Here is a 13,473-nt window from a genome sequence, read left to right on the forward strand (position 1 = left end):
GTCCTGACCTGAGACAACCGTGGGCGGCCAGTGACCGGGGGTCGTGCTTTCGAGATGGGGCGCCTGGCAGACAGGCTTGTTCAATGGAAGCAGAGCGTAATGATGGTGGAGCCGAGGGGGATTGACCGGTCGTCACGACCACTTTTGGATGCTCTCATCAACCTGCTGCAGGCTCGATGTTCGAGAATCGCTTGAGCAGGTCTGCACCGGACGGATTCATGAGTCAAGGCTCAGGCGGGTCATCCGCCTCTTCCGGCGTCAAGACTAGAAGCGGACGGGGCACCTGCCGGCTGATCGAAGTGACGGAGCTTCCTTGAAGAATTCAGCCGACCTTCTAGAATGTCAATTAGATTCTGCGTCTCGTTGAAGGAGGATCCCTGTATTCACCGTGATTGGTTTTTCAGAACGAGTCAATGACCGTTCTTTCGATCTCCGGACGGCTAGGCGGTTCTCTGCATGAACACCCCAGAGGCAAGAGGAGGGCAGTGTCGACATGAGTTCTGTTGATTCAGCGGATGGATATGTGAGCGATTTTCGAAAGCGCTGGAGTATGACCCAGGCTCCTGCAGAGACAATTGAGGAATTTAGAAACAGAGCGTTCGGCAGCGTAAGTGAAGTACTTGGTGGTCTGATACTAGATGATCCGTCGATATCGGCCGCGTTCCTGCACGCATTGGGGGAGCCGGTGTCATCCGACGATTGGGAGTACATCAGCAAACCGACGGAGACGCCTCTCTGGCACGCTCTAGAGCGGCGTACTACGCTGCCCGATTTCCTTTTTGGACTAGAGGTCCTGTTTCATATCGAATTGAATGCGTACGCAAGACAGCAATTGGCGCAGCTGTTGCGCAAGGACGTTGCCGCTTCAGGGGTACCGGTCTTGTGTGCCGAGAGCAATGGCTGCCTCATCTTCTACCCAGAAGGGGCGCAACTCCTTGATGAGCAGGTCGTCAACGCCGACCTCGCTTGGCTTGGTGACTACCCGGAAGCTTTGAAGGCGTTTTCCGAGGCCCTCGCTCTCTACGGTTCTAGCGGCGAGCACGGGCACATGCTCAACTGCCTCAGAGTATGTATTGAAGAACTAGCCAGGAAGCTGCTGGGTAATGATTCGTCCCTAGAGAAGAACACCGTCGGCTTGCTGGCACTACTTGAGCCCGTGCTAAGCAAGGAGACGCGGAACATGACTCACCAACTGCTTGACTACTACGCCAAATACCAAAACGAACACGTCAAGCACCACGATGACTGGACGCCAGTTGAAGTCGCATTCATCCTGTATCTCACTGCAACGTTCGTGTACCTGTTGGTCACGGCGCGTCGGGAAGAGAGTCATGACTAGTGAGCGGGGCACTGCAGTTAGGAGTTGGCCAACTGGGCGAAAGTGCGGTCCTTCGAAAGACGTGCTACGCCTTCTGAACCGTGAGTACTCCCTCATGGTGCCCGAAAGCGTCCGAGCCGCATACGCTGTCGAGGACGGTCTTTGTCACAAACTGACACTGTCAAGGGATCCGAGGATAGAGCTAGGGATATTCGGGAGTTTGCAGATTACTGGGATCGACCTCCCCATCCTTCCTGGTAGCTGCCAGGTACTCGTAGCCCGGAACGTTCTGCACTCATCAGCATTTTGGAGGACTGAAGATGAAGAACACGGTTCATGTCACATATGACGGTTTTTGGGACATTCTGGCGGCACATGACGTGCCGATTGAGAACAGTCCACATGGGAGTGAGCTTCCAAGTGGTGGCCTGAGCGATGCTTTGGCGGGAGCGATAGATCTCCGCAACCATGCCGAGATGGCAGTGCTTGGCATCGATGTCTACAGGTACAGCCAATTCGAGCCTCTGACGCAGTCACTCATGCCTCTCGTGTTGCACCTGCTTCTCGAGGGGGCACAGCAGAGGTGTCTGCAGGCAGCGTCGTATCTATTCCAGAAGTGTACTCAACAGGATTTTGCCGAACACTACATAGACACTGGAGACGGTGGCTTCATGCTGTTTGACACGCCGCTACATGCCCTCATCTTCGCCATCAACTTTGAACTCGAGCTCAGGGTCTTCAATTCGTTTCGGCGGTTTCCTCGTCTTCGGAGCATCTTGGCTACCGACGTCAGTCTACGATACGCCATGACGTATGATACCGTGTTCTCGGTCGATGCTAGATTTTACGGACCGGGGATCATCATGAACGGAAGAATGCTATCCAGAGACCATCTTAACAGATTCTTGATTGATCAAAACACGTTCGATTGGTTCACGAAATACACGAGAGGGATCGAGAACCTGCCATGTATTGGCCTCACAGAATTGCAGACTCTCCCAGACTTCGCCGATTACGATGCCTCTCTCATGGACAAGGAAGGAGAGAAGTTCTTCGCTCGTGAAGGCAACGTTGGGATTGGATCGCGCTGGAAGGACATTGATGTCCTGAAACTGGGGGATATCACAGTTAAGACCCAGACCGTCTGTATCTACGGTCTGCATATCCACTATGTGACTACGATGGCGCCCGGCACGGACAAGAAGGAACGCGTGCCGTTCACCATCTCTCTCGGGAACCTAAACACGTCGGGAATTGACTAGTGCTTCGCACTGTTGCCAGAAGCTGGAGCAGTGGCCCCACTATGACAGGTAGCGGCTGTGCTTCAGGTGGCGACATTTCAAGCGATTCCGCCCGCAGCAGTCTCCTCGTGCGCTATAAGAGGTGGAAGCGAGACTAGTCAGCAAGACCACGACGGGGCGCCGCGCCGCTATTGCAGCCATGAAATCATAAATCTAGGCTTGGCGAGGGGTCCTATGGGTTTCTCACCCTAGAAGAGAGGAAGTTGCTTCCTCATTTCACGATCGAGCAAATCGACGTGGACTTCGTACGCGAGATAGCGACAGTACACTGAACGCTTTCCGAGGCGACCGCGAAGATCAACTCGAAAGCTGAAAAGACACAGTCCTATGAGAAGATTCGCACTTCTCGGAAAGTCCCTATTGATGAACCCGCTACAAGCAAATGTAGTCAAGTGGTGGAGCCGAGGGGATTCGAACCCCTGACCTCATCCGTGCGAGGGATGCGCTCTCCCAGCTGAGCCACGGCCCCATCGACGCTCACTGGGAGATGATCCCTCGGAAAGTGCGTGAACGGACTATTGTCATCGAGACCATGAATGTCCCCGGCGTGCTCTACCAGGTGTCTGAGGAGTTTGCCAAGAGAGATATCAACATCAAGTACATGAAGAATGCCGAGCATCTCTCCATGTTCAGGAAGAAAGGTGAGGCGCCGCGCACACAGATCAAGATCGTCGCGGAATTCGCTGACGAAGCCACCTATCGCCAGACGATGGATGCACTCAGGGGACTTACGTCTGTGATCTCTGTCAACCAGCAGTAGGGTTTGGGCGTCGGTCCTGACCTGAGACAACCGTGGGCGACAGGTGACTATGGCGCTCGGTCTGGCAGACAAGTTCGTTCAATGGAAGCAGAGAGTCATGTTGGTGAGCAGAGGGCGTGGAGTGCTCATCAAGACCACGAGAGGGCACACTGGAGCTACTGCTCCGGGTGATCGCGATGAATGTGCCAGGACTGACCCGCCTGTCGCTCGTGCAATTACATAATTTGCCGGGGAGCAAGTTTTGTCTACTATGTAGTCGTGCTCTGACCGACACTGGCGACTCTGTGCAAGAGCCATGAGCCGTGCCATTTGACAAGGAGGCGCTCGATGTTATGTCCGAGTTGTGGAAAGACAATTCCTGACGGCTCCACCTTATGCCCTGGTTGTGGAACGAAGCTGGCAAGCGGAAAGAAGAAGGTTGCAGCGCTCATCCCCTACCGAAAGGGCCGCAAATGGGGATTCTGCAACCGAGACAGGGAGATGGTAATACCGGCTACCTATGATAGCGCAGCTGCCTTCAGTGAAAGTCTTGCGCCTGTCGATCTCCTCAGGGGCACCAGCGACCGCAAAGTCGGCTTCGTCGACTCCAGAGGGAACGAGGCAGTACCCACTGTCTATGATAACGCAGATGATTTCTGCGAGGGTCTTGCGCGCGTCAAACTCAACGGTGAATATGGTTACATCGATGGTAAAGGCAACATGGCAATACCGGCGGTGTATGATGGTGCAGATTCTTTCGCCGAGGGTCTTGCACGTGTCATTGGACTCAACAACAAATGGGGTTTCGTCGACCTTAGAGGGAACATGACAATACCGGCCGTCTATGATGGCGCCCTTTCCTTCCGGGAAGGTCTTGCGCGGGTCAACTTCAACGGCAAATGGGGCTTCGTCGACGCTAGAGGGAACATGACAATACCGGCCATCTACGATAACGCGGATGACTTCTCCGAGGCTCTTGCGCGTGTCAACCTCTACGGCAAATGGGGCTTCCTCGACGCCAAGGGAAACATGGCAATCCCTGCGATCTATGATGGCGCAGATTCTTTTGCCGAGGGTCTTGCACGTGTCGTACTCAACGACAAACAGGGCTTCATCGACACTAAAGGGAACATGGTAGTGCTCGCTGTCTATGATGACGCAGATGACTTCGGCGAGGGTCTGGCGCGTGTGGAAGTCGAGGGCAAATGCGGCTTCATCGACACCAAAGGGGACATGGTCATACCTGCTGCCTATGATAACGCACTACCCTTCAGCGGTGGCCTTGCGCGCGTCGAAGTCGACGGCAAATACGGCTTCATCGACACCAAAGGGAGGATGACAATACCTGCTATCTATGAGTGGGCGCTTTCCTTCAGCGAGGGTTTTGCGTCTGTCGGCCTCAACGGCAAATGGGGCTTCATTGACGCCGAAGGGAGTATACCAATAGCGGCTATCTTTGATCACGCAGATGACTTCTGCGAGGGTCTTGCGTGGGTCGAAGTCAAGGGCAAATGTGGCTACATCGACAGCAAAGGCACACAGTACTGGGAAGACTGACAGAACGAGGGGGAATCCGCGCCCATCGAAAAGCTTCTAACAACGCACCAGCCAGGAATGTCGTCAGATGGTGGAGCCGAGGGGATTCGAACCCCTGACCTCATCCGTGCGAGGGATGCGCTCTCCCAGCTGAGCCACGGCCCCATCGGCGTTCATTATATGAATTTCGCGGTGATAGTCAAAGCGCCATTGCGAGGATGCAGCCCTGGAAGCTGGTTTTGGGTTGACATTGGCAACCTTGGGACTACAATCTGGTAGGTATTAGACAACTTGTTCGTGAGGAGCAGTCATGTCCAGACCTGTTGGTCTTATCGTCGGCACGGGCGTCGACAGTGTTCAGCTTCTTTCCGATGCGAGCCTCTCCAGCATCAAAACCCCGTTTGGTGACATATGCTATGTGCGGGGCTTCATGGGCGATGCGGATGTCTGCATCCTCAAGCGTCACGGGGAAGGCCACGTCGTACCGCCCCACCTCATCAACTACCGTGCCAACATCATGGCACTGTACATGCTCGGCGTCGAGAAGGTCGTCACGACGAGTGCCGTAGGGTCGCTCAAAGAGTCAATTGCGCCAGGATCGTATGCGCTGATGGACGGTTTTCTGGACTTCACCAAGGTGCGCGTGCAGACGTTCTTCGAGGTTGGCAAGGTCGTTCACACGGACATGACTCATCCCTACAGTGCTGCCGTCACGGTCGTGCTGGCGACAGAGATGTCGGCCCTGGGGCTTTCGCTTCACACGGGCGAGGTGTACGTGGCGGCGGAAGGTCCCCGCTTCGAATCGCCGCAGGAAGTCCGTATGTACGCGGCCATGGGCGGATCAGTGGTCGGGATGACAGGATTGCCTGAGGTGACCCTTGCCCGGGAGGCAGGTCTCGAGTATCAGACCATCGCCATCGTCACAAACTATGCGGCCGGCATCGGCACCTCGCTCCTCACGCACAAGGAGGTTCTCGGCGCCATGGCTGCAGCATCGGCATCGCTGATCGAGGTCCTGCGCCGATCTCTTCCCCGCATCGTGCAACTCCCGGCCGGTCGGGGTGACGATGAGCATCCGCTCGACTTCCTGTTGAATTCATGAGGGTAGAGCTGCTGGCTCATACTCCGGACGCGGATGTGCTGTGTGCCTACGCAGCTCACATCTGCTACAGCACCGCACCATTCAACGCCGATCGAAGCGCTGGCATTCTGCGCAAGGTCTGTGGCAACGGACACCTGTCCGTTCTCGAGCATGCCAGTTTTACGTTTCTTGTCGAGGGGCTTTCGCGTGCAGCTTCCCATCAGTTGGTCCGGCACCGGCTTGCCTCGTACTCGCAGCAGAGTCTGCGGTTCACGAAGGCTCAGCCGGTCTTCGTCTCTCCCCCCGGCCATGATTTCAGACGCTTCTATGAGCAGGCTTACGTGGAATATGAACGTCTGCTCGCAGACGGTGTGCACGAGGAAGACGCCCGCTATGTCCTTCCACAGGGTGTTGCGTCACGTCTCGTGGTTACGATGAATGCCAGGGAGCTGAGACACTTCTTTGAGCTGCGTTGCTGTCTAAGGGCACAGTTCGAGATTCGGGCTCTGGCGTGGCTTATGCTGGCAAAGGCCAAAGCCGTGGCGCCCCTCCTGTTCGAGAATGCCGGCCCGGTATGTCTACAGGGAATGGAGTGCCCGGAACGCTCGTTTGCGTGTCACCTGAAAACGAAGGGACAGAAAGGAGAATCGGAATGACAGGAACAATGCTGGCGCTTGTGAAGGAACGTCCAGAACGGGGGGCAACACTGACGAAGGTGAACATCCCCTTGATCGCAGAGGACGAGGTGCTGGTCAAGATCGACTATGCGTCGATCTGTGGCACAGATGTCCATATCTATGTATGGAACGAGTGGGCACAGAACCGGATCAAGACTCCGCATATCATGGGCCACGAATTCTCCGGGCACGTCGTGGAGACAGGCAGGTCCGTGCGGGGATTCAAGGAAGGCGACTTCGTCAGTTCCGAGACACATATTTACTGCGGGCACTGCTATCAGTGCCATACAGGCCACAGTGAGGTCTGCCAGAACCTCCAGATCTTGGGAGTGGACCGCGCCGGCGCATTTGCCGAGTACATCGTCGTTCCAGAGCGCGTGCTCTGGAAGAACGACCAGTCGATTCCAGCCGCATGGGCTTCCATACAGGAGCCGATGGGGAACGCATTGGATACGGTCAATGCCGAGTCGGTAGCGGGGAAGACCGTCCTCGTCACAGGGGCGGGTCCGATCGGAGTGCTCGCCGTAGGGATTGCCAAGGCTTTCGGTGCTACGCAGCTTTTTGTGAGTGATCTTTCGGATTATCGGCTCGATCTCGCCAAGAGCATGGGTGCGGATTTCGTTCTCAATCCCAGCCGCGACGACATCGAGGCCGTGATCAGGGAGCAGACGTATGGCATTGGCGTCGACGTCGTGCTGGAGATGTCCGGCAGCGAGAGAGCCATGCACCAGGGCCTGAAGGCGCTGACACCAGGCGGACGCATGTCGATGCTCGGTCTTCCTGAGCGCCCGGTGACCATTGATCTGACCAATGAAGTCATCTTCAAGGGAATCCGCATCTATGGCATCACTGGACGCAAGATCTTCTCGACGTGGCAGACTGTATCCCGACTGCTTGCTTCGCGCATTGTGGACCCGAGTCCTGCCATTACACATCAACTGAAGTTTGAGGACTGGCAGACAGGCATGGACGCCATGGTCGCCGGGACCTGTGGCAAAGTCGTTCTCCAGATTGCGGGGAGGTAGTGGCATGAATGAGAAGTTTCAGGGGATGATGCAGGCCGAGCTTGACCGGCTCGAAAAGGAAGGGCTCAGTCTCCGCATACGAACGCTCGACTCCGAACAGGGTCCAGCATGTACCATCGATGGCAAGTACGTCGTGAACCTTGCTGCCAACAACTACCTGGGCATGATTGCTCGCAAGGATGTCAAGGAAGCCGCCAAGAAGGCTATTGACGAGTTTGGTGTGGGGTCTGGCGCCGTCAAGACGATCATCGGTAATACGCGCCTGATCGTCGACGGCGAGAAGAAGCTGGCGAAGTTCAAAGAGGTCGAGGACGTTCTGATGTACCAGGGGGGTCTGACCGCGAATTCTGGTACCATTCCGGCGCTTGTCCACGACGGGGACCTTATCTTCAGTGACGAGCTGAATCACGCCAGCATCATCGACGGTTGCCGTCTCAGCAAGGCGAAGATCGTGCCCTTCAAGCACTGCGACGTTGCCAGTCTCGAAGAGAAGATCAAGGAATACGAGAGCGAGCCGGGCACAAAGATGGTTATCACCGATGGCGTCTTCAGCATGGACGGGGACATCGCTCCGTTGCCCGATATCGTCGAAGTAGCCAGGAGACATGGCGCAGTCACCATGGTCGACGATGCGCACGGCGAGGGAGTCCTGGGAGATCATGGGCGTGGTATTGTCAATCATTTCCATCTCGAGGGAGAAGTTGATGTCGAGGTCGGAACCATGTCGAAGGCGTTCGGTGTGGTGGGTGGATATGTCGCGGGAACGCACACGCTTGTCGAGTATCTCAAGAACAAGTCTCGCACAATCTTGTTCAGCTCAACCATCACGCCGGCAGATGCCGGTGCAATCCTGAAGGTTATCGACATCTTGACCGAGAGTGATGATCTGGTGCACAAGCTGTGGGAGAATGCAGCGTACTTCAAGGCCAAAATGAAGGCCTATGGGTTTGACACCTGGCGAAGCGAGACCCCGATCACTCCCATCATCATTGGCGATGGCCAGCTTGCCAAGAATCTCTCTGCCAAGCTGTTCGAGAAGGGAGTCTTTGCGCAGTCGCTCGGCTTTCCAACGGTTCCAAAGGGCCTGGCGCGCATCCGCTGCATGCTGTGTTCGACGCACACGAAGGAACAACTCGATTTTGCAGCCGATATGTTCCATGAGTCGGCTCTCGAACTGAGTATTCTGAAGAGCTAGGCGTCTGATGTCCTATCCTAGTGTCCAGGCCCTGATCCTAGCCGGAGGACTCGGCACTCGCATGAAGAGTGCGGTGCCCAAGGTTCTCCATGATATCCTTGGCCATCCCATGTTGTGGTACGTTGTTGATGCGCTGAAGGACATCGATGTGCAGCCGATTGTCGTTACACCGGCAGTCAATGAAGCGTTTCGCGCAGCGTTCGGCAACCGCCTGACCTACGCGGTTCAGCCTGAACAGCATGGCAGTGGTCACGCCGTCCAGTGTGGCATGGACCATGTTTCTGCGGAGTACGTCCTCGTATGCAACGGGGATGATCCCTTCCCGTCCGCGGAGGACTACCGCGAGTTCCTTGACGAGAGTCTCGCTGAACACGCAGTGGCGGCAGTCCTTGCGGCGTATCTTGAAGACGCCGGCCAACTGGGACGCATCGTGCGCACCGTGAACGGTGCGTTTGCTGGCATTGTCGAGGCAGGAGACGCGCGGCCGGAACAACTTGGCATTCACGAGATCAACACGGGCATTTACCTGTTCCGTTCGGCGGAGCTTCGCAGGTGGCTGGCACAGATGAAGCCGAACAATGCTCAGAGTGAGTACTACATTACGGAATGTCTCTCAATGGCTGTGCAGGACGGCAGTCATGTGCATTGCCCTGTGGCTCGCGGCACATGGGAGATGTCTGGGGTGAACGACCGGGCGGAGCTCGCGCTGGCCGCCGGCCTTCTTCAGCGGCGGAAGTTGGACCATCTCTACCGGGAGGGCGTCACCGTCGACATGCCGGGAACAGTCCGCGTTGATTGGGACGTCGTTGTCGGACGCGATTCAGAGATCCGGCAAGGTTCCTGTCTGAAGGGAAGCACCAAAGTAGGCAACTCCAGCGTCATTGGACCCAACACCATTCTCATCGACGCGCAGGTCGGCGATGAGACAACGGTTCTGGCATCGTTCGTGGAGGGCTCCACGATAGGCAGCAACTGTGCGGTTGGTCCCTTTTCCTACATCCGGCCGGGGACTCTGACGGCCGAACGATCAAAGGTGGGCGCTTTCTGCGAACTCAAGGCCTCATCCTTGGGAGCGGGGAGCAAGGTTCCACATCTTTCATACATCGGCGACGCTACCATTGCTGAGAACGTCAATGTCGGAGCTGGTACGATCACCTGTAACTACGACGGATTCACGCAGGCCAAGCACCACACGGTCATCGAGAAAGACGTCTTCATCGGCGCCAACAACAATCTGGTCGCCCCAGTGACGATTCATGAGGGAGCGTACACTGCGACCGGGTCGACTATCACCCATGATGTGCCCCCGGACGCTCTTGCCATCGCACGAGCGGTCCAAGTGGACAAAGAGGGATGGGTCAGGAGGAAAAAGCATGGACAGTGAGTATAACCCGATCAAGATCTTCTCTGGCAATGCAAACAAACCGCTGGCCGAGAAGGTTGCGACCTATCTTGGTATTCCTCTCGGTCAGGCTGAGGTTGGCCGCTTTCCAGACGGAGAGATTAAGCTCCGTATCAGCGAGAACGTGCGGGGGCTGAACGTCTACGTCATCCAGCCGACCAACGCACCGGCAGAGAATCTGTTGGAACTGTTGATCCTGCTTGACGCTCTGAAACGCGCTTCAGCCGCGAGCATCACAGCGATCATCCCGTTTTTCGGCTATGCGCGCCAGGATCGCAAAGTTCGCTCGCGAGAACCTATCAGTGCCAAACTGGTAGCGAATCTCGTGACTGTGGCGGGCGCAGACCGCGTGGTCGCAATCGATCTCCATGCCGCCCAGATTCAGGGCTTCTTCGACATCCCTGCTGACAACCTGACGGCCATGGTCCAGTTTGCGCAGTATATCAAGCGCAAGGAGCTGGAAGACCTTGTTGTCCTGTCTCCCGATGTGGGAGGCGTGGCGCGGGCCAGTACGTTTGCCCAGACCATTCGTGCTTCACAAGCCCTGTTTGTGAAGAAGCGTCTTTCGCCGGACGCGGTCGAGATTCAGTCGCTCATCGGCGATGTACGAGGCAAGAATGTTATTATTGCCGACGATGCAATCCATACGGGCAATACGATGTTGAACGCCTGCAACCGTGCCCTGACCGAGGGCGCCAAGAGTGTCATTGCCTGCGCGACTCATGCCGTCTTTGCAGGTGACTCCCTTGGATTGTTCGCCCGGTCGAATTTCAGCGAAGTGATTGTGACAGATACGATGTTCGTCCCTGGACGCGAATATCCTTCGATGTTTACGGTGTTGTCGGTGTCGGAGCTCATTGCCAAGGCTGTCTACAGCATCCACAACCACTCATCGGTCTCTGCCTTGTTCCAGCTTTGACAGTCTGAAGGCTGTCTACTTGATTCAGAGCTGATTTGACATACAATGTCAAAGATATGCCGGTATCTTATGAGTAAGGAGTTGGTATGCAAAGAGTAGCGATAGAAGCCGTTGCCCGTGAAAGCGGGAAGCATGGCAACCTAAGCGCCCTGCGCAGGCAGGGCTTCATCCCAGCAGTGGTGTACGGTCACAAAATGGCACCCATGTCCGTTGCGGTCCCTGTGCGAGCATTCGAACGCGTCCGTCGTACGACTGGGGAGTCTGCCATCGTCGAACTCCAGTTTGAAGGTGGCAAGGCGATAACCACTGTTGTGCACGAGTACCAGATGAACCCGATCCGGGACACCTATATTCATGTCGATTTCCTGTCCATTTCTCTTGACGAGCCACTGACGAGCAGGATCCCGATTCGCCCCATCGGAACAGCTATCGGCCTTAAGGAAGGCGGTGTGCTCGAGCACTCACTGTACGAGCTCGACGTCCAGGCTCTTCCTCTTGACATTCCCGAGTATCTGGAGGTTGACGTTTCCGACCTCGGACTGAAGCACTCCATCCATGTAGCCGATCTGAAGCTTGGCGACAAGGTGAAAGTGCTTACAAACGAAATGGCGACGGTCTTCTCGGTCGTTGCGCCAGCGGTCGAAGAAGCCCCGCCTGTTCCTGAGGAGGGTGTTGCGATCGAGGGCGCTGCTCCTGCAGCGGGAACTGCTCCTGCAGCGGGAACTGCTCCTGCAGCGGGAACTGCTCCTGCCGCTGCTCCTGCTGAGGGCGCTGCGAAGACAGCCTCGAAGAAGTAGCACGGCACAACCGTTGTCCGCTCTGCATCAATCGCTTCATATGCGCTGGCCCTCGGGGGCCAGCGTTTTTGCTGTTCACGTCTTCCGCAAGGGCTTGTCGTGAGATTACTGTTCATCGGTGATGTCTTCGGCCGCCCGGGGCGTACAATTGTACGGCGACTGCTTCCACAGCTCAGGGCAGAGCTGCGGCCCACTGTCGTCGTGGCCAACGCGGAGAACGCGACGCATGGGACCGGCATGACCCGGTCCGCGTTTGAAGAACTGAGCGCTGCAGGCGTCGACATATTCACGGGGGGCAATCACACACTCGGCAAGCCGGAAATTCTTGACCTGATGCAGGAACACCCTACCGTGTTGTGTCCCGGCAATGTCAGTCCCGTCATCAGGCGTCACGGGTCCGTTATCTGGCAGACGCCGGAGGGTCCCATAGCCGTCGTCAACGTCATGGGGCAGTATTGCATGAACGGTGTCGACAACCCCTTCCGATACATGGAAGAGGTCCTGCGCGACCCAGAGATTGGAGCCGTGCGTGTGAAAGTCGTCGATTTTCATGCGGAGGCCACGGCGGAGAAGGCAGCGATGCTGCGCTTGCTGGATGGGCGGATGTCGGCAGTCCTCGGAACACACACGCATGTTCCAACCGCGGATGCGCGCGTCACGGCTGCAGGCACCGCATTCATCACCGATGTCGGCATGACGGGGGTACGATCCTCAATCATCGGGTTGGACCCAGAAGTCATGATGCGTCGTTTTGAGACAGGCATCATGTACGCACCACGCGTTGCGGAGGGCGATGCGACGTTGATGGCCGTCGTGGTCGACATCGATGCGTCCACCGGAAGCAGCACATCGATAACACTCCTGCAGAGGGACCACTGACATGGCCGGGTTCCTTATCAAGACCTTCGGTTGCCAGTTCAACGAGCTGTACAGTGCTACGATCGCTGACGCGCTGAGACGTGGAGGGCATCAGCCTTCTGATAGTCTTGGCGAAGCATCACTTGTCATCATCAATACGTGCGCAGTCCGTGAGAAGGCAGAGGAGAAGGCCTTCAGCTTCCTCGGCGAAGCCGCGAAGCTCGTTGGTGCCAGTCGTATCGTGTTCATGGGTTGCACAGCCACGCTCGACAAAGAACGAGCGGTTCGCATTGCAGGCCGTGGTCTGAACGTCGTGGAAGGCACCGCGGGTATGGAGCAAGTGCTTTCCCTCGTAGGGAATGTTGTGCCGCTCGGCGAAGTGGACTGCACGGCTCCTCTCTCGCTGTTCCCCACCGCAGACATCGAACTCATTCGTGGATGTGAGAGCTACTGTACATACTGCATCGTTCCCAGGTCGCGAGGTCCAGAGGTCGTTGTCGACGCCGGCGAAGTCCTGCATCGAGCCGAACGGGCCATTGGGAGTGGTTTCTCTGAGCTGCTCTTCCTGGGACAGAACATCAACAGGTATCGGTCGAGCCTTGGAGGGCTAATTGAGACCATGTCT

12 protein-coding genes, 2 tRNA genes and 1 pseudogene are annotated in these 13,473 nt (G+C 56.4%); 13 read left to right on the forward strand and 2 right to left on the reverse strand.

Annotated elements, in window-relative coordinates:
• Positions 1 to 523: 523 nt before the first annotated feature.
• Together SMC1_RS01945 and SMC1_RS01950 are read left to right on the forward strand one after the other, a co-directional pair.
• Positions 524 to 1,339: a hypothetical protein gene (locus SMC1_RS01945; RefSeq protein ID WP_126855139.1), complete on the forward strand. Its 816-nt coding sequence runs from the start codon at positions 524 to 526 to the stop codon at positions 1,337 to 1,339.
• 299 nt (positions 1,340 to 1,638) lie between these two features.
• Positions 1,639 to 2,580 carry a hypothetical protein gene (locus SMC1_RS01950; RefSeq protein WP_119085135.1) on the forward strand — a complete coding sequence of 314 codons (942 nt, stop codon included), beginning with the start codon at positions 1,639 to 1,641 and terminating at the stop codon, positions 2,578 to 2,580.
• Positions 2,581 to 3,012: 432 nt separating this feature from the next.
• On the opposite strand, the gene SMC1_RS01955 is transcribed toward SMC1_RS01950, so the two are convergent.
• Positions 3,013 to 3,088, reverse strand: a tRNA-Ala gene (locus tag SMC1_RS01955).
• 33 nt (positions 3,089 to 3,121) lie between these two features.
• Here SMC1_RS01955 and SMC1_RS01960 point away from each other — a divergent pair.
• Both SMC1_RS01960 and SMC1_RS01965 read left to right on the forward strand, forming a co-directional pair.
• Positions 3,122 to 3,379, forward strand: a complete 258-nt coding sequence (locus SMC1_RS01960) for a hypothetical protein (RefSeq protein WP_119085136.1) — start codon at positions 3,122 to 3,124, stop codon at positions 3,377 to 3,379.
• Between the two features lie 327 nt (positions 3,380 to 3,706).
• Entirely contained in the window at positions 3,707 to 4,915 is a 1,209-nt protein-coding gene (locus SMC1_RS01965) for a WG repeat-containing protein (protein WP_119085137.1), read from the forward strand.
• A gap of 68 nt (positions 4,916 to 4,983) precedes the next feature.
• On the opposite strand, the gene SMC1_RS01970 is transcribed toward SMC1_RS01965, so the two are convergent.
• Positions 4,984 to 5,059, reverse strand: a tRNA-Ala gene (locus SMC1_RS01970).
• A gap of 145 nt (positions 5,060 to 5,204) precedes the next feature.
• Here SMC1_RS01970 and SMC1_RS01975 point away from each other — a divergent pair.
• The 9 genes and pseudogenes from SMC1_RS01975 to SMC1_RS02015 all read left to right on the forward strand — a co-directional run.
• Positions 5,205 to 5,996 (forward strand): MTAP family purine nucleoside phosphorylase, encoded by a 792-nt coding sequence (locus SMC1_RS01975; RefSeq protein WP_119085138.1) that lies wholly within the window; start codon positions 5,205 to 5,207, stop codon positions 5,994 to 5,996.
• Entirely contained in the window at positions 5,993 to 6,631 is a 639-nt protein-coding gene (thyX, locus tag SMC1_RS01980) for an FAD-dependent thymidylate synthase (RefSeq protein WP_119085139.1), read from the forward strand. Before SMC1_RS01975 ends, thyX begins: the two co-directional genes overlap by 4 nt.
• Positions 6,628 to 7,677 (forward strand): L-threonine 3-dehydrogenase, encoded by a 1,050-nt coding sequence (gene tdh / locus SMC1_RS01985; protein ID WP_119085140.1) that lies wholly within the window; start codon positions 6,628 to 6,630, stop codon positions 7,675 to 7,677. The genes thyX and tdh overlap by 4 nt, the downstream gene beginning before the upstream one ends.
• Positions 7,678 to 7,681: 4 nt before the next feature.
• Positions 7,682 to 8,872 carry a glycine C-acetyltransferase gene (locus tag SMC1_RS01990; protein ID WP_119085141.1) on the forward strand — a complete coding sequence of 397 codons (1,191 nt, stop codon included), beginning with the start codon at positions 7,682 to 7,684 and terminating at the stop codon, positions 8,870 to 8,872.
• A 7-nt stretch (positions 8,873 to 8,879) separates the two neighbouring features.
• On the forward strand, positions 8,880 to 10,256 hold the full coding sequence (gene glmU / locus SMC1_RS01995) for a bifunctional UDP-N-acetylglucosamine diphosphorylase/glucosamine-1-phosphate N-acetyltransferase GlmU (RefSeq protein WP_119085142.1): 1,377 nt from the start codon (positions 8,880 to 8,882) through the stop codon (positions 10,254 to 10,256).
• Entirely contained in the window at positions 10,246 to 11,193 is a 948-nt protein-coding gene (locus SMC1_RS02000; RefSeq protein WP_119085143.1) for a ribose-phosphate diphosphokinase, read from the forward strand. The genes glmU and SMC1_RS02000 overlap by 11 nt, the downstream gene beginning before the upstream one ends.
• Before the next feature lie 86 nt (positions 11,194 to 11,279).
• Positions 11,280 to 11,990, forward strand: a complete 711-nt coding sequence (locus tag SMC1_RS10845; RefSeq protein WP_119085144.1) for a 50S ribosomal protein L25 — start codon at positions 11,280 to 11,282, stop codon at positions 11,988 to 11,990.
• 99 nt (positions 11,991 to 12,089) lie between these two features.
• Entirely contained in the window at positions 12,090 to 12,869 is a 780-nt protein-coding gene (locus SMC1_RS02010) for a YmdB family metallophosphoesterase (protein WP_165849134.1), read from the forward strand.
• Position 12,870: 1 nt separating this feature from the next.
• Positions 12,871 to 13,473: pseudogene (locus tag SMC1_RS02015) on the forward strand (hypothetical protein); the annotation flags it as partial.

It is taken from the genome of Candidatus Cryosericum septentrionale, from assembly GCF_003570995.1.
Lineage (GTDB): Bacteria > Caldisericota > Caldisericia > Cryosericales > Cryosericaceae > Cryosericum > Cryosericum septentrionale.